Genomic DNA, 15,926 nt, shown 5'->3' with positions numbered 1-15,926 from the left:
CCATTCCGGCAGAGATATGGAAAATCTCGCCATCCTTGGCAACTAGCCCCCGCCATTCCCCCAATGTCGTTAAGTTAAGGAAGAGACCGGCTGTTTCAAATCCTGTAGGAGCAGGCCATGCCTGCGACCGAAGGCGTTTGATCGCGGGCATGGCCCGCTCCTACCATCCTTAACTTAAAGACATTGACCATTCCCCGCCGCGGTAACTTGCGTTTGTTAAATCAACAACAATGCCCCATCACCTCACCAAGGTCGCCCGCTGTTCGTCGGTCATCAGGCGGGCGGCTTGTTGGCGGGCTTGGGCGGCGGCGGGGTCGTGCAGGGCCTCCAGCGTCACCGCGTAATTCAGCCACAGGTTGCCGTGGGATGGAAATTTGCGGGTTCCTTGCTCCAGCACGGTTTGCGACTCCAAATCGCGGCCGACCCGATGCAGGAAAAAGCCGTAGCTCGATACCGCATCCGGATTATCCGGCGCCAGCTCCACCCATTCTTTAAATGCCGGTTCGGCGCGCAGGTTGTCGTTGGCCATCGCCGCGGCCGTCGCCAACGCGGCGGCGGCCATCGGCTGTTTCGGGAATTTTTCGTTAACGCCGATCGCCACAGCCAAAGCCTCGTCGTAACGCCGGCTTTCGATCAGCGCCCTGACATGCTTGTAGGCCAAATACGGGTCGCCCGGCTCGCGCTCGACGGCGCGGCGGGCCGGGTCGATGGCGCGTTCGGGCCGGCCAGTTACTGAAAAATAGCGCGCCAAGGCGCTCTCCAGCGCCGCGCTGGACACGGGTTGCGCGGCAATCACGCCGGTAATCAGGCTATCCGCGCGCTCCCGCTCGCCGGCCAGCCACATCAGCCGCGCCAGACTATACAAAGCCTCGGGCTCCGCCGGATGCCGCGCCAACACCGTTTCCCAGGCAGTCCGCGCGCCGCCGAATTCACCCATCCGCTCCGAGATACGCGCCAAATCGGCGTATACCCGTTCCGGCGCGCCGGCCTGGATTGCCAACCGTTTCAGCAATTCCAGCGCTTGCGGCAATTGGCCACGCGCCTCGAATAACGCCGCCTGCAATTGCTCCGGCAGGATGTCGCCAACCCGCAGGCTGCGCGCCTGTTCCAGCGCCTGCTCCGCTTCGGCGAAATGGCCGGTACGGAGTGCGGCTTCAGTAAACATGATCTGAAAATCGAAATTGTTGCGGTAATTGGACTGAACGGCAGCGGCCAACTGGTAACCCTGGGTGAATTCGCTGCGTTTGGCATGTTCGAAAGCTTTTGAGCCGGCCGCTTCGATACCGCCGGCTTCGCGGACGATGCGGTTATTCCCGGCATTACCGAGCCAGCCGGCCGCCAAGCCGCCGACCACGGCGAGAACCGGAAAAAAGCTCAGCCCGGCAGTCAGCGGTTTGAAAGCCGGGGTATGCACCAAAGCGCCGGCCCGTTCCAGCGCGACGGCGCGTTGCTGACAATAAGCCGGCCATTGTTCGGCGCCGATTTCCGTAGCAGTGCTTTCCCACAGGTAATCGAAACGGACTTCGCGCCGGCGCGACTGGATATCGACCCGATAACGGAAGCCCGGCCCTTCGTGGCGGAACGCGCCGGCTTTCTGCTTCTTCACCGTTTTACCGCGGACGACGACGCTGTGGCAGACCGTTAGCGGATGGCGCAATTGGAAGGGCTGCGCGCGTTGCTGGTGCGGATCGATGGTTTCCACGGCTAAAAACAGGCCGTGGGCGCCGTAACTGAAAAAGTCGGGCGGTTTGCGTCCGGTCTGGCCCCAGGTCGGCAAGCCGTGGCGGCTGCGTAATGCGATGCGGTTGCCGTCGCTGTCGTCGTCGATCTGCAGGCTGTCCGGATTGGGTTGCAGTGCCGGGAAATTTTGCTGTAAGGCGTCGGCCCGATGTTTGGCAAATTGGCGTTGGCCTTGGTTGAGGATTGCCGCGCGGATGTCGTCGGCCAGCCAGCCGCCGGCCTCCAGCACTTGCTCGACGGCACCGTTAACCCCGCGCCGATCCAGTATGAAGGTTTCGGTCAAGGTCAATTCGGCGAGCGCCGCTGGCGGCAAGTCGAGTAAACCCGCCGTTGCCTGATCGATTTCCAGGCCGGCCGCGAACGGCGGCACGCTCAGGTGTGCCAGATCGCCGCCCTGGCCAACCACGGTCGGATCGGCGAAATAACGTTGGCCGTCCAGATCGAACATGACGATAACGTGGTTGAAACAGGCCGTGGACGGCATCAAGCGTTTGATGCCGTCGCGCCAAGTGCTGGCGACCAATACCGGCCGCGCCGCGACACCCAGCTCGCGCAGCAAGGCCACCAACAAGATCGATTTATCCTTGCAGTCGCCGAATCTCCGCCTCAACACCATGCCGGCGCCGTTCGGCAACATGCCGGCGCCGTGGCCGAAATCGACGCTCAAATAGCGGATCTCGTTTTGGACGAAGCGCAACGCGGCCAGCGCGGCGTCGGCAGCGGTTTTTCCGGCGGCTAATCGCTCGGCTTCCGCAGCGATACTCGCCGAATCCTCGGTTGCAGCGTCAGCCCAAAGTTCGGCGAAAAAGGCCGAAACTTGGCCCCACGTCTGCCAGGCGGTGGCTTCCAATACCGGAAACGGCCAATGCCCACCCGGCACGTTGCCTTCGGCCTGAAACAGCGGCGGCCGCTCGAACTGCCAGGTGACGCGATCCGCTGCTACCGTCTCGGCCGGGGCCGCAACCGCGTCCGGCACCAGCAAGCGCCAGCGCAGGTCCTGGCCGAAATACACCGTCAAGGCCAGATAATAAGTCGCCACCGGCACGCTCCAGGCCAGGAAATGCAGGGCCGTGAAACGCAGGCCCGGCAGCGGTTCGCGCGGCGACAGGGTCCAGGACAAGTCGATCACGTCGCCGATCCGCACGTCTTCCAGCAACGCCACCAGCGAGACATAGCCTTTCAGCATTTGCTGCTCGAACTGTTGCTCGCGCTGTCTGAGCAGAAACGCCTCTTTGGCTACCGGCTCGCGCTTTTGCCAGGCGCCGTCGGCGGCCATGCGCCAGATCGCCAGCTCATGCAGTTGCAAGCGCTGGGCGGCCGGATCGAACTCGACCACCACCTGGCTTTGGGTCTGCACCGCAGACAGCGCAGCCAGCATCTTGACGGTGCGCGCATAGAGCGCCTGGCTAGCGACATGGTGTTGCTCGTCGATCAGTAAATAACCGAAGCCATGGCCCTCGCCGGGCCGCCAGGCCCAATCCACGGATCGTTGCTGCACCCAGTCGGCTGGCGGCTGTACCGACCATTCGGCGTGTTCGATCGGCACGTGTTTACGTATCGACATGAAAGTCCTCTTCTCGTTATTTTATCCAATGGGCTGTTTGCTCGGTCCGCCGGGTTGTTCCGAGAACGCCAACCATAACGGCCCACCGCAGCGGCGCACAGCATGCGGTGAAAGCAGTCTAGTGTCAATCGTCGGTGCAGCCGCTGTTTAGGAACTTCGGCATGCACCGACGGGCTCGTTTTCAGCGGCGAAAGGTTGGATACCCGGCCACGCGTAACCGCTGGGTGGATGGCTAGTCGATGATACCCTTGGCTGCCAGAGCCGCGCGGGCCAGCTTTGGCCGGAGCGCCAAATCGTCCTTGCCGCGCAAATCGATGTTAAGCGCAAACAGCCAGACCTCGCCCCGGCTCTCGACGTAACCGACGTACCATCCGACTTGCGGATCGACGCGCGCCGCCCAGCCGGTTTTGGCCCACAGCGCATAATCCGGAGTTTGCTCGGCCAGCATGATCTCGCGCAAGGTGTCGTAAGCGAATCCATCGAACGGCAGCGAGCGCCGGACCAGCTTGCGCAGAAATTCCACCTGTTCCGCTGCGCTGATCCGTAACGAGCCGTCCAGCCAGAACTCGCTCAACCCGAACGGCTCGCGCAATTCGCCATATTCGGTTTCCCGCAAATATCGGCGATAGGTATCGGCACCGACCCGCCGCGCCAAGTCCTGGTAACACCAAACGCAGGACACCTTGAACGCCGAGGCCAAAGTCTGGTCGCGGTTCCAGTCCGGAACATCGCGGATTTGTCCATCCCAGTGCAAAGTGTCGTCCTTGCCGGCAATCGCCCGTTCCTGCAGCGCAATCAGCGTGTTCAGGATTTTAAAGGTCGATGCGACCGGCAAGCGCCGGTTGGCGCGGGCGTCGTTATGAACAAAAGTCCGGCCGGTCCGCACCGAGGAAATCACGACGCATCCCTCCAGGCCTTGCTCGGCAAACAGCTTGGCCAAGGCTTGGTCTTCGGAATGCGCCGGGTCGGCCGCGGAAACGGCGAGCAGCAGAACGGCAAGGCAGGTTTTGAGTGTTTGGACTGGCATAATTTCAGTGGGTTTTGGTCGACGGGAACCGGTAGTGCGAAGCCGGTATCAGGTTATTCGCGGTCGAAATCCGCGCTAGCGGGGATACCGCCGTCGCCCCAATTTAGCGGATACCAACCGCGGGCGACGAAATGAAGGAAGGAACTGTGCGGCCAACTCGCCGGCGCATCTGCCAATCCGTGCTTGACCGGATTGTAGTGAATGTAATCCAGGTGGCGATGAAAATCGGCTTCGTCGCGGATGCAATGTTCGAAAAAACGCGGCTGCCAGACCGATTTGGTGCCATCGCTTCTGACCGGAACCGAGAGCTGGCGAGAGAAGGCGGTTTTAACCATTTGCCAGCGTGTCGAATAATCGGCATCGCCGTCCGGTAATTGCCAAATACTGTGTAAGTGGTCCGGCAATACGACCGCAGCAGTTAACTCGAACGGCCTCTTGGCCTTCACAATTTTAAACGCTTGCCGAAGCCATGCCACATTTCGCTCGTCAGCAAAAATGGGTTGCCGCCGGTAAGTCACCACCGTGAAAAAATAGCAGCCACCGGGTATGTAAACGCGTCGATAATCGCTCATCGGCCTTTCCGAGCTTCCGGAGGGGGTAAATCATTCCAAACATTGTAGGCCGGAATAAGCGCAGCGTTTCCGGCGAAATCCACGAGCACGGCGTTTCTGGCAAATTTAAAAACTTGCCGGAAACGCTTCGCTTATTCCGGCCTACAGGGCTAGCGAGAGAAGGCGGTTTTAACCATTTGCCAGCGTGTCGAATAATCGGCATCGCCGTCCGGTAATTGCCAAATACTGTGTAAGTGGTCCGGCAAGACGACCGCAGCAGTTAACTCGAACGGCCGCTTGGCCTTCACAATTTTAAACGATTGCCGAAGCCATGCCACATTTCGCTCGTCAGCAAAAATCGGTTGCCGCCGGTAAGTTACCACCGTGAAAAAATAGCAGCCGCCGGGTATGTAAACGCGTCGATAATCGCTCATCGGCCTTTCCGAGCTTCCGGAGGGGGTAAATCATTCCAAACATTGTAGGCCGGAATAAGCGAAGCGTTTCCGGCGAAATCCACGAGCACGGCGTTTCTGGCAAATTTAAAAACTTGCCGGAAACGCTTCGCTTATTCCGGCCTACAGGGCTGGAAGTTCACCGGCCAAGACGGTTCCATCGAGAATCGAGTAAACGGCTACTTGCCCTTGATATTCAGCATGAATATGCGGCATGTTGTGCTTATCCGTGTCATAGAAAAACATTCGAATAAGGATGCCGTAGAACATTGAAATTGTAGGCATTACAACGATTTCTCCTAGTGTACCCAACGCGGAAGTGAGCGGCCTGTCCGGCTCTTCGCGCTTTGGTTTCTTTCTTTTGGCCAAGCAAAAAAAGAAACTCGGCTTTCGGGCCGAAACCCGACATTTAAACTAGCCTTCGCTGACGTGAAACCATTAAAACAAAAAGCGTTTAAACGAGCTGGCGCCTTTCTACTCTATCGATGCGCTTCACGTTGTTCAGCACATCCTGTGGTCTATATAGAGAATGGAACTCGGTCAAGAAGGACGCAAACATAGTTGTACACTAGTAGCGCTATGGCGGTAACGGCTGTTGATACGGTGATACCGAGTACAGCCACCCAAACTCGAACGGAACGTAGTGAGGCTTTTCGCTGCACCATTTCACATGCATTTACCTTCGCCTGAAACAATTCAGGGTCTTTGCGCACATTTTCGTCTGCAACAATGTTTTGAAGCTGCATCAATGCCCTGGCACCCTGAACCATTTTAAATAGTTCGAATAGCACAAATACTGTGGCCGATGAAACCATCAAAAGGGCCGATGAAATGGAAATCCAGTGAGTCAAAGCAGGTTTGGTCGCTCCCCATATGGCAAAGAATGCGGCATAGCCGGCAGCAATAACAACGTTGTTATATGCGGTCGCTTTTTCGTAAGAGCTCGATAGAATCTTCACCAACGTATCGACCATCTTGTCCGCGGCAGCTTGTTGACGACGCTGTTGTTCCTCTTGGATCATTCGCTGCTGTTGATCCGCAATCTTCTTAAAAGCTTCTTGCATGCTAGCAATTTGGTATTGAGTCTGTTGATCCATAATGCCCACTACAGGGAGGCCAAATACAAAAAAATAGTTGGGGGTACCATCCGTTGTAAACAGATAACTGTTTGCCTAGCATTCTAACAAACCTGTCAACTACCCTCATCAATCAACGTCTCGCAAGCCCCCTTCTACAGCCCATCCATCTCCAAACCGCCTTATAATCCCAAAACGCAAAAACCCACCGGACACCCCATGCTCAAACACGCCAACGCCTGGAAAGACCAGTTCCCGGAATTCGCCGGTTGCGGGGATGCGGTGGTGGCGCAGTTGATGGCGGCGGCGACGCTGGTGACGGTGCCGGCCGGGCAGCAGGTGTTTTATCCGGGCCAGGCTTGCGAGAATTATTTATTGCTGCTGTCCGGCAGCGTCAAGGCGCAGATTTTGTCGGCCGACGGCCGCGAGGTATTGCTGTACCGGGTGTTACCGGGCGACTCCTGCGTACTGACCACCTCCTGCCTGCTCGGCGACAGTGCCTATCCGGCGGAGGGTTATACCGAATCAGACATCAGCGCGTTCGCGATTCCGGCCCACGTATTCCACCGTTGTTTGCAGCAATCGGCGTTTTTCCGCGAGTTCGTATTTCGCAATTTTTCGGGGCGGCTGGCCGACGTGATCAAACGGATGGCGGCCTTGAGTTTCGCCAGTATCGACCAGCGGCTGGCGCAAACGCTGTTGGCGGAGAAGACAAATCCGATCCGGAAAACCCACCAGGAACTGGCGCTGGAATTGGGCTCGGTGCGGGAAGTAGTATCCAGGCATTTGAAGCGTTTCGAAAGCCTGGGCTGGCTGAATTTAAGCCGCGGCAGCATCGAAATCGTCGACGCCGCCGCGTTACGCGACATGCTGTCCGCCGGCGATTAGTCGTCGCGCTGTTGGCGCTGCTCGTTACCGACCAACTGGATAAAAATGAAGCCGAGGATAAAACCCAAGCCCGCCGCCAGCATCAGCGGCAATGCAAACGGGATGTCGTGCGGATCGCGCAGATTCATCTGCAGGATGTTCGAAGCAAAACCGAAAATGAGTTCTTTCATAACCGATACCTACCATCTTGTTGTTAGAGTTGTCCTATTCGACCGGCTCAGCCGGCCGCAAGGCGGTTACAATGTAGCGCCGGCCGGCCGCTGCCTCAGTGACTAAGTCACCAACCTCGGAACCTAAACGATTTGCTTAAACCTGCAACCAACGCTCCTCTTCCCAAAATCCCGGTCGTGTTGATCACCGGCTTCCTCGGCAGCGGCAAGACGACCTTGCTGAACCGCTTGCTGGCAGACGGTATCAACACCGCGGTGGTGATCAACGAATTCGGTGCGGAGCCGGTCGACCAGGATTTGCTGCAACGCCAGGACACGCCGCTGACGGTGCTGTCCGGCGGCTGTTTGTGCTGCCAGGTAAAAGGCGCGCTGGCGCCAACCTTGAAAAATTTACGGATGGCCTGGGACGCCGCGCCAGACAAACCGTTCGCCCGCGTCGTGATCGAAACCAGCGGCGTCGCCAGCCCGGAGCCGATTCTGGATACCCTGTTGCGCGAGCGCTGGCTGGCCGGCCGTTACCGGCTGCAGGCCGTGCTGGCGACGCTGGCGATCCCGTCGGCGATCCAACAAATCGAACGTTTCCCGGAAGCCGCGGCCCAGGTCGCATGGGCGGACCGATTGCTGCTGACGCATGCCGATCTGGCCGCTGCCGGGCAACGAGATGCGTTGGCGCAACGCCTGCGTACATTGGCCCCGGCGACGCCGACTCTGACCTTGCAACCGGGTACGGACCTTCCGGCGGAGATACTCGGCCTGGACACGCCGCAATTGCGGCGTTTACCGGGCGCCGCGCCGATTGGGCACGGCTTCAACAGCCTGTCCGTGGCCTTGGCAGCTGCGCCGGCCTGGTCAAGGTTGGCATCCATCCTCAGTTCACTGCTCGCCGGCCACCCCGAATTGCTGCGTATCAAAGGCGTGGTTTATCTCGCCGACCGTACGGAGCCGGTTGCGGTGCAGGCAGCCGGGGAGCGCTTGTATCCGCCCCAGGTGTTGCCAGCGCGCGATGACGGCGACCGCTACGGGCGCCTGGTATTCATCGCCGACGGGAATACCGACGCGTTGGCCGAAGATCTGAGCAAGGCTTTCGGCACGGAAACCGGCACGCGGATCTAGCGCTGATCCCGCCCAAGCCGGCGCTGCGGGCGGGTTTTACGACGAAAACCGGATACGGGGCTAGGTTATTTGTATTACCATAGCAGGCAGCGTAATTGCAGACATTCAGCGGGAGGCAGACCATGCAAGGCGACAAACAAGTCATTAGCTACTTGAACGAATTACTGGCCGGCGAATTGACGGCCATCGACCAATATTTCATCCATTCGCGGATGTACCAAAACTGGGGTCTGGACAAGCTGTACGAACGCATCAACCACGAAGTCCAGGACGAAACCAACCACGCCGACGCGCTGATCAAGCGGATTCTGTTTCTGGAAGGCACGCCGGATTTATCGAAACGCGAACCGCTGGCGGTGGGCGCCACAGTGCCGGACATGTTGAAAAACGATCTGGCGGTGGAGTTAAAAGTGGTGGCCGATTTACGTAAGGTCATGGCCTATTGCGAAAGCGTCCGCGACTACCAAACCCGGGAAATTTTGAAAGTGATGCTGGACGATACCGAAATCGACCACGCCCACTGGCTGGAAAAACAACTGGGTTTGATCGAAATGGTCGGTTTGGAAAACTATCTGCAATCGCAGATTTAACCGCACTCGCAACGCACTCAGCCGGCTTGCGGTTCGACCAGCCCGCCATCAAGGGCGGTCGACCGTTTCAGCTCCCGACCGACGCGTGTTAAAACACGCGTGATGGCTCACCCGGCCGCCGCATTACCGCAGTTACAGCGGGCCGGATTCCCCGCCCAGGCCGGAATTTCCGGTCGCCTTATTCAGCAACGCCAACGCTGCCACGAAATTGAAGCCGTCGATTTGCCGGCTAAATTCGGCGTAATCCTGCCCCAACACCGCGGCCAAGGTTGCGGCGTACTTTTTGGCCAGACGGCAGGCCAACGCGTTGTCCTCGGCCAGCAGATTCTGCAATTCGGCAATCGCGGCGTCGGCGCGAACGCCGGTAGCGGCATCTGCGTCGGCAATCTCCTCGGCTTCGCCCATGGCCTCGATTCCCGCCAACAACGGATTCAGTTCCTCTTCGCATAGTCGCACCAAATCCAGGCAGCCGGCCAGCTCGGTTTCCTCATGCAAGGCCTGATCCAGCCTGGCAGCCGCGGCGGCTACGCCAAAGGCCCCCAGTGTAGCGGCGACGCCTTTCAAAGCATGGGCCAAGGCCCGGGCTTCGGCCCGGCGTTGCTCCAGCAGCGCATCGACTATCCGTTTCGTATCGTCGCGATGAGCGTCTCGGAACATCCGCAACAACCGACGGTACTTTGCCCCGTCTCCTCTGACGACGGCCAGACCTTGCAGACTGTTCAAACCGGCAATCGCAATCGGCGCTTCCGATCGCTTGGCGTCGGCTGAGCATCCGGCAGACGGCAGCTCGGCGGACGGCGCCGGGGTAACACCTCGCCCGAGCCAGTCCAACAACGCCCGATACAAATCGTCGGGAACCACTGGCTTGACCACGAATCCGTTCATACCCGCGGCCAGACATTCCTGCCGGTCTTCATCGAACACGTTTGCCGTCATCGCCAAGATCGGCAACTTGGCAAATTCCGCCCGCTCCCGGATCAGTCGGGTCGCTTCCAAGCCGTCCATTGTCGGCATTTGCACGTCCATCAACACCAAATCGAACCGGTCGGCAAAGACTTTATCGACCGCAACCCGGCCGTTCTCGGCCGTAGTCACGGCCAGGCCCATCCCGTTCAGCAACTCCAGTGCGACTTCGCGATTGATAGGATTGTCTTCCACCAACAGAATACGGGCCCCCGGATGCTGGAGCTTCAAGGCGTCTTCCGCGCCACTGGGTTTGGCGACGCTACATTCGCCCTCCCCGTGTCCGCGCTGCAAGCGAGCCGTAAACCAAAACCGGCTGCCCTGTCCGGCGCAGCTGTCGGCACCGGCTTCTCCGCCCATCATCCACGCCAGACGCCGGGTAATGGCCAGCCCGAGGCCGGTACCGCCGAATTTGCGGGTGGTCGTGACGTCGGCCTGGGCAAAGGTTTCGAATAACATCGGCATTTTGTCCGCCGCGATCCCGATGCCGGAATCCTCGACCGCGAAACGCAAAGTCAAACCGTCCGCGTCTTCCGCCAACAACTCGGCCAGCAGCCGGATCTCGCCGCGCTCGGTAAATTTCACGGCATTGCTGGCGTAATTCAACATGGCCTGCCGCAACCGGGTCGGGTCGCCGCGCAACCACTGCGGCACACCATCCTGATCGATCACAAGCTTCACACCTTTGAGCCGGGCCTGATCGGCGATGAGCGAGCGAACATGGTCCAGCAGCGCCGGCAGCGAAAAATCGGTGTGTTCCAATTCCAAGCGGCCGGCTTCGATTTTGGACAAATCCAGGATGTCGTTGATTACCGCCAACAGATGCTGGGCCGCATTATCGATTTTATCCAAACGGTCGATCTGCTCGGCGTCGACGCGGCTTTGCCGCAATAGGTAAGTCAGACCGATGATCGCATTCATCGGCGTGCGGATCTCGTGACTCATGTTGGCCAAAAACGCCGTCTTGGCCTGGTTGGCCGCGTCTGCCTGCGCTCTGGCCGCCGCCAACTCGGCAGTGCGGCTGGCCACCAATTCTTCCAGGTGATGGCGATGCCGGTCCAATTCCGCGCCGATCCGTTTTTTTTCGGTGATGTCTTCCTGCACCGAGACAAAATGGCTGACGCGGCCGTCGGGTTGGCGGATCGGTATCACGCTGACAAACTCGGTGTATTCCCGGCCGCGTCTGTCGCGGTTGATGAATTCGCCTTTCCAAACCCGGCCTTCTTGCAGCGTTCGCCACATTTCCCGAAATACCACCCGCGGGGTTTTCCCGGATTGTAAAAACCGCGGGTTGGCGCCCAAGACGTCTTCGCGCTTGTAACCGGTTTGAGCCAGAAAAGCTTGATTGACGTATTCGATTTTGCCGTCGGCGTTGGTGACGATGATGCCGGACGGATTCTGTTCGACGACCTGAGCCAGTTTCATCAAGTCTTGCTCCGCCGTTTTACGTTCGGTAATGTCGAGATTGACGCCGAACAAGCGGATCGGCTTGCCGTCGGCGTCGTACTGAGCCTGGCCGCGGCTGACCATCCAGCGGATTTCGCCGGAACGGTGCAAAAACCGGAACTCGATGTCGATCGGCAGATGTTGCATCACCCGCTCCCGCCATTGCGCCTCGATCAACGGCTGATCCTCCGGATGCACCCGCAACAGCCAATCGGCATTGCTGCGTAAGTCGCCCGGTTCCAGCCCGTAAAGCCGGGTGCATTCCGGCGACCAATGGCACACGTCGTTGACCACGTCCCAATCCCAGATACCGACGTGTGCGCCCTCTTGCGCCATCCGCAGCCGTTGCTCGCTCTCGCGCAGAGCAGTGCTGGCCAGCTCCGCCCGCTGCTGTGCCATCAAGGCTTCGTCCACCAAATTGGCCGCCTCGGCTCTGGCTTTTTGCAGTTCCCGGTTGCGGCGCCGTTGCAGCAGCAAGCCTGCCCAGCAAACCAACACCGCATTCGCCAGAAAAAGCCAGAAGGAAAGGCCGGCTTCGCCCGCCGCCGCCCCCGTTACCATAACGGCTGCGGCCGCCAGTGTTGCAGCCACACCCGGCCCCGGCCCGCAAAACAGCGCGCAGGAAATGATCGGCAACATCAGCCACAGCAAACTGGCCGGCGTCTGCCCGGCGGCGGGTAAACCCTGGCTCACTGCAAACACCGCCGCAACTGCAGCCACGGCGAAGAGATAAGGGATGATCGTCCGGCTACGTTTGAGGCTGGACATGGGAATTCGCGCGGTAACCGAAGGGAAGAGAGCAGCGGACCGGCCCGAAAAATTGCGCGGTGCCGGCCGCCTCCGCGCGCGAAGCAAACCGTACAACAAGGCAACGGGAACGGGGCAGCATTGGTTTTAACCGGTCGAAACGTACCGATGCATCCTCATAACTTGAAACGGGCGATGGCGGTATTACCGTTTCCGACATATTCCAGACTGTCGAAACTCAAATGCCGCGCCATCGCGATGCCGCGGCCGTGGATATCGAAAGCCCGTTCCGGAGAAAAGTCCAGGTATCCCGAGCAATCGAAGCCACTGCCTTGATCGGTGATGGTGAAGCGCAATTCGTCGTCGCCGCGCAGGAAGCAGACCTCGGCGAAAAGTTGCCGATACTCGGGCAATTGCAGCCTGCGGTCGATTTCTTCGGTCCAGGTTCCCGCCAATACGAAACGGCCTTTTTCGGCGTAGGAAATTCCGAGGTTGCCGTGTTCGACGGCATTGATCAGCAGCTCTTGCAAGCCCTGCACCGCCCGCTCCGGCTCAGGGCAGATTCTGGCCAGATGAGTCGCCAACACCCGGGCGTCTTCCAAGGTCTGGAAGCTGAACCGGCCTTCGCGCATCAATACCAACGGCCGTTCCGCGCTGCGCAGGTTTTCCACCATTTCGCGCAACTCGCTACGCTGCTCCAACGCGGCATCGACAACGGCCAGCAACACCTCGGGCTGAAAGGGCTTGGTCAGATAGTAATAAGCGCCCTGGCTCAAGCCCTGCTGAATACTGTTTTTATCGCTACGGGCGGTTTCGATGATCACCGGGATGTCAGCCAACACCCGGTCGCTTTTAATCAAATTCAACAACTCGATGCCGTTCAGGCTAGGCAAGCCCCAATCCAGCAATACCAGATCGTAGGCAGCCGGATCGGCTTGCAACTTTTCCCAGGCGTGCATGCCGTTACTGCAAAGGTCTATCCGATAACCTCGAGTCTGCAATATGCTTTCGATCACTATGGATATGATCTCTTCGTCTTCGACTAACAATACGCTCGGTGCCGTGTTCATACCGCTACCTCTCCGGACCGTCAGGGTTGCGGCGGGCGATTTCGCAATAGAAATCGAAGTCCTCCAGGAATACCTCGGCCATGTCCGGGTCGAAATGGCGGCCACTGCCTTCGGCAATGATGATTTTGGCATCCGCCGGCGGCAACGGCGGCTTGTAGACTCGGCGGGAGATCAGGGAATCGAACACGTCGGCGATCGCCATGATGCGGGCCGAGACCGGAATATCGTCCCCCGCCAGACCGTCGGGATAACCGCTGCCGTCCCATTGTTCATGGTGCCAGTGGGCGATTTCCTTGGCCAGCACCAGGAATTCCACATTGGGGGTGGCGTCGCGTTCCGCCATTTCGATCGCATCGCTGCCTAATTTGGCGTGAGTTTTCATGATTTTCCACTCGTCGACTGTCAAAGGCCCCGGTTTATGTAGGATCACGTCCGGAATGCCGACTTTGCCGATGTCGTGTAGCGGGGCCGACCGGGCCAGCAAATCGACGTAGTGGTCGCTCAGGATTCCGGCAAAGCGCGGGTGGCTTTGCAAGGATTCGGCCAGATGCTGGACATAGGCCTGGGTGCGGAGGATGTGGTTTCCGGTTTCCGGATCGCGGATTTCCGCCAAATGGGCCAACGCCCGGATGGCGGTCTTTTGTATCAATTCGTTTTCCCGCATCCGTCTGGTCACCTCGGCTTCCAGATAGACGTTCTGATCGCTGAGCCAGTCGCGGGCCTGTTTCAATTCCAACTGGGTACGCACCCGCGCCAAGACGATTTGCGGTAATATCGGCTTGGTGATGTAATCCACCGCGCCGGCATCCAAGCCGCGCAGTTCCGATTCCATACTGTCCATCGCCGTGACGAAAATCACCGGGATCTGACTCGTCGCCGGCTCGGCGCGCAGGTTCTCGAACACTTGGTAGCCGTCCATCTCCGGCATCATCACGTCCAATAGGATCAGATCCGGATGCGGTGTGGTAGCGACCACTTGCAACGCGCGCAGCCCCGAAGTCGCCACTCTGACCCGGTATTGCGGCTGCAACAATTCGCTAAGCACGATGACGTTTTCCGGGGAATCGTCGACCACTAATATGGTCTGTATTTTTTTACTATGCATAGATCGCTCTTCACGAAGTAACGGATCGGCAACGCTGCCGAAAATCAAACCTGTTACGAGACAATACTCGGGAAGACTGTCGAAATTTCTCTCTGATTCGAAGAGGTTCATTCCCGGAGTCGGCGCGGCGAAAAACGCGAACCCTTCGCAAACTTTACCGCCTCCATCCAGGGCGGCTTTGTCAGCAGTGAACGCCACCTAATTACTTTAGCTTATTTTCCGCAAGCCGTTAGACAGTTTCGTCTGGCCTGACAACCGAAAAGGCCGGATAATTGCCGCCTTTTTGCCGATACGCGATTACGACATGCAATTTACCTTGAAATCCGCCGACGGTTTTGCCCGTCGCGGCCAATTGGCGTTTGCCCGGGGCGTGGTGGAAACGCCGATTTTTATGCCGGTAGGCACTTACGGCGCGGTCAAGTCGCTGACGCCGGAAGATCTCGAGACGCTGGGGGCACAAATCATTCTGGGCAATACCTTTCATTTGCTGCTGCGTCCGGGCATGGACGTGATGAAAGCCCACGGCGATCTGCACGATTTCATGCGCTGGCAAAAACCGATTCTGACCGATTCCGGCGGTTTTCAGGTGTTCAGCCTGGGCGCGTTGCGCAAGATCAGCGAGCAAGGCGTGACCTTCAAATCGCCGGTCAACGGCAGCAAAATTTTCATGGGGCCGGAAGAGTCGATGCAGGTGCAGCGCGATCTGGGCTCGGACATCGTCATGATTTTCGACGAGTGCACGCCCTACCCGGCCACGTTTCAGGAAGCGGCCGACTCGATGCGGCTGTCGCTACGCTGGGCCGAACGCAGCAAACGCGCCCACGAGGGCAACGATTCGGCCCTGTTCGGCATCGTCCAGGGCGGCATGTATCCGCAATTGCGGGAAGAGTCGATCGCCGGACTGACCGGCATCGGTTTCGACGGCTACGCGATCGGCGGCTTGTCGGTCGGCGAACCCAAACACGAAATGCTGGCGACGCTGGATGCGATTCATCAGAAAATGCCGGCCGACAAACCGCGCTACCTGATGGGCGTCGGCACGCCGGAGGATTTGGTCGAGTCGGTGCGGCGCGGCATCGACATGTTCGATTGCGTAATGCCGACCCGCAACGCCCGCAACGGCCATCTGTTCACCCGCCACGGCGTAATCAAAATCCGCAATCAGCAGTACCAGTTCGACACCCGGCCGCTAGACGAAAACTGCAGCTGCTACACCTGCCGCAATTATTCGCGCTCGTATTTGAAGCATTTGGACAAATGCAAGGAAATGCTCGGTTCGCGGCTGAATACGATCCACAACCTGCATTATTACCTGGAGTTGATGGCCGGCATCCGCGCCGCAATCGAAGCCGGCCGCTTCGCTGAATTCGCCGACGAGTTTTATGCGCTGCGCGGCATGCGGCCGCCGGCTGCTGCCGAATAGA

At 58.9% G+C, this 15,926-nt stretch carries 14 protein-coding genes; 4 read left to right on the top strand and 10 right to left on the bottom strand.

Features of this window, described 5'->3' with window-relative positions:
• Positions 1 to 238: 238 nt before the first annotated feature.
• The 6 genes from AC0IM9_RS03335 to AC0IM9_RS03310 form a co-directional block, all read right to left on the bottom strand.
• Positions 239 to 3,304, bottom strand: a complete 3,066-nt coding sequence (locus tag AC0IM9_RS03335; RefSeq protein ID WP_482803052.1) for a DUF3857 domain-containing protein — start codon at positions 3,302 to 3,304, stop codon at positions 239 to 241.
• A 232-nt stretch (positions 3,305 to 3,536) separates the two neighbouring features.
• Positions 3,537 to 4,331 carry a class D beta-lactamase gene (gene blaOXA / locus AC0IM9_RS03330; RefSeq protein WP_482803051.1) on the bottom strand — a complete coding sequence of 265 codons (795 nt, stop codon included), beginning with the start codon at positions 4,329 to 4,331 and terminating at the stop codon, positions 3,537 to 3,539.
• 53 nt (positions 4,332 to 4,384) lie between these two features.
• The gene (locus AC0IM9_RS03325) at positions 4,385 to 4,903 is read right to left on the bottom strand and encodes an REP-associated tyrosine transposase (RefSeq protein ID WP_482803050.1); all 519 of its coding nucleotides are present in this window, start codon (positions 4,901 to 4,903) and stop codon (positions 4,385 to 4,387) included.
• Between the two features lie 149 nt (positions 4,904 to 5,052).
• Positions 5,053 to 5,316 (bottom strand): REP-associated tyrosine transposase, encoded by a 264-nt coding sequence (locus tag AC0IM9_RS03320; protein WP_482803049.1) that lies wholly within the window; start codon positions 5,314 to 5,316, stop codon positions 5,053 to 5,055.
• A gap of 141 nt (positions 5,317 to 5,457) precedes the next feature.
• The gene (locus AC0IM9_RS03315) at positions 5,458 to 5,604 is read right to left on the bottom strand and encodes a DUF4160 domain-containing protein (RefSeq protein ID WP_482803311.1); all 147 of its coding nucleotides are present in this window, start codon (positions 5,602 to 5,604) and stop codon (positions 5,458 to 5,460) included.
• Between the two features lie 248 nt (positions 5,605 to 5,852).
• A complete protein-coding gene (locus AC0IM9_RS03310; RefSeq protein ID WP_482803048.1) occupies positions 5,853 to 6,431 on the bottom strand; it encodes a hypothetical protein in 579 nt (192 codons plus the stop codon).
• A 198-nt stretch (positions 6,432 to 6,629) separates the two neighbouring features.
• Here AC0IM9_RS03310 and AC0IM9_RS03305 point away from each other — a divergent pair, with 198 nt between their 5' ends.
• Positions 6,630 to 7,298 carry a Crp/Fnr family transcriptional regulator gene (locus AC0IM9_RS03305; protein ID WP_482803047.1) on the top strand — a complete coding sequence of 223 codons (669 nt, stop codon included), beginning with the start codon at positions 6,630 to 6,632 and terminating at the stop codon, positions 7,296 to 7,298.
• Here the strand turns inward: AC0IM9_RS03305 and AC0IM9_RS03300 are convergent.
• Positions 7,295 to 7,468, bottom strand: a complete 174-nt coding sequence (locus AC0IM9_RS03300; protein WP_186289476.1) for a hypothetical protein — start codon at positions 7,466 to 7,468, stop codon at positions 7,295 to 7,297. The genes AC0IM9_RS03305 and AC0IM9_RS03300 overlap by 4 nt on opposite strands.
• A 132-nt stretch (positions 7,469 to 7,600) precedes the next feature.
• Between AC0IM9_RS03300 and AC0IM9_RS03295 the strand changes: the two genes are divergently transcribed.
• Together AC0IM9_RS03295 and bfr are read left to right on the top strand one after the other, a co-directional pair.
• On the top strand, positions 7,601 to 8,581 hold the full coding sequence (locus AC0IM9_RS03295; protein WP_482803046.1) for a CobW family GTP-binding protein: 981 nt from the start codon (positions 7,601 to 7,603) through the stop codon (positions 8,579 to 8,581).
• Positions 8,582 to 8,703: 122 nt separating this feature from the next.
• Positions 8,704 to 9,171 carry a bacterioferritin gene (bfr, locus tag AC0IM9_RS03290; RefSeq protein WP_482803045.1) on the top strand — a complete coding sequence of 156 codons (468 nt, stop codon included), beginning with the start codon at positions 8,704 to 8,706 and terminating at the stop codon, positions 9,169 to 9,171.
• A gap of 132 nt (positions 9,172 to 9,303) precedes the next feature.
• Here bfr and AC0IM9_RS03285 read toward each other — a convergent pair whose 3' ends face one another.
• From AC0IM9_RS03285 to AC0IM9_RS03275, 3 genes are all read right to left on the bottom strand, one after another.
• Entirely contained in the window at positions 9,304 to 12,348 is a 3,045-nt protein-coding gene (locus AC0IM9_RS03285; RefSeq protein WP_482803044.1) for a PAS domain-containing hybrid sensor histidine kinase/response regulator, read from the bottom strand.
• Between the two features lie 155 nt (positions 12,349 to 12,503).
• Entirely contained in the window at positions 12,504 to 13,397 is an 894-nt protein-coding gene (locus AC0IM9_RS03280) for a response regulator (RefSeq protein ID WP_140910998.1), read from the bottom strand.
• A gap of 4 nt (positions 13,398 to 13,401) precedes the next feature.
• The gene (locus AC0IM9_RS03275) at positions 13,402 to 14,502 is read right to left on the bottom strand and encodes an HD-GYP domain-containing protein (RefSeq protein WP_482803043.1); all 1,101 of its coding nucleotides are present in this window, start codon (positions 14,500 to 14,502) and stop codon (positions 13,402 to 13,404) included.
• 304 nt (positions 14,503 to 14,806) lie between these two features.
• On the opposite strand from AC0IM9_RS03275, the gene tgt reads away from it, so the two are divergent.
• A complete protein-coding gene (tgt, locus tag AC0IM9_RS03270) occupies positions 14,807 to 15,925 on the top strand; it encodes a tRNA guanosine(34) transglycosylase Tgt (protein WP_140910996.1) in 1,119 nt (372 codons plus the stop codon).
• The last annotated feature ends 1 nt before the right edge of the window (position 15,926 follow it).

This window comes from Methylomonas sp. Uni0011 (assembly GCF_056850255.1).
Note: the sequence above shows the minus strand (reverse complement) of the source record. Positions and strands in the feature narration are given on the sequence as shown.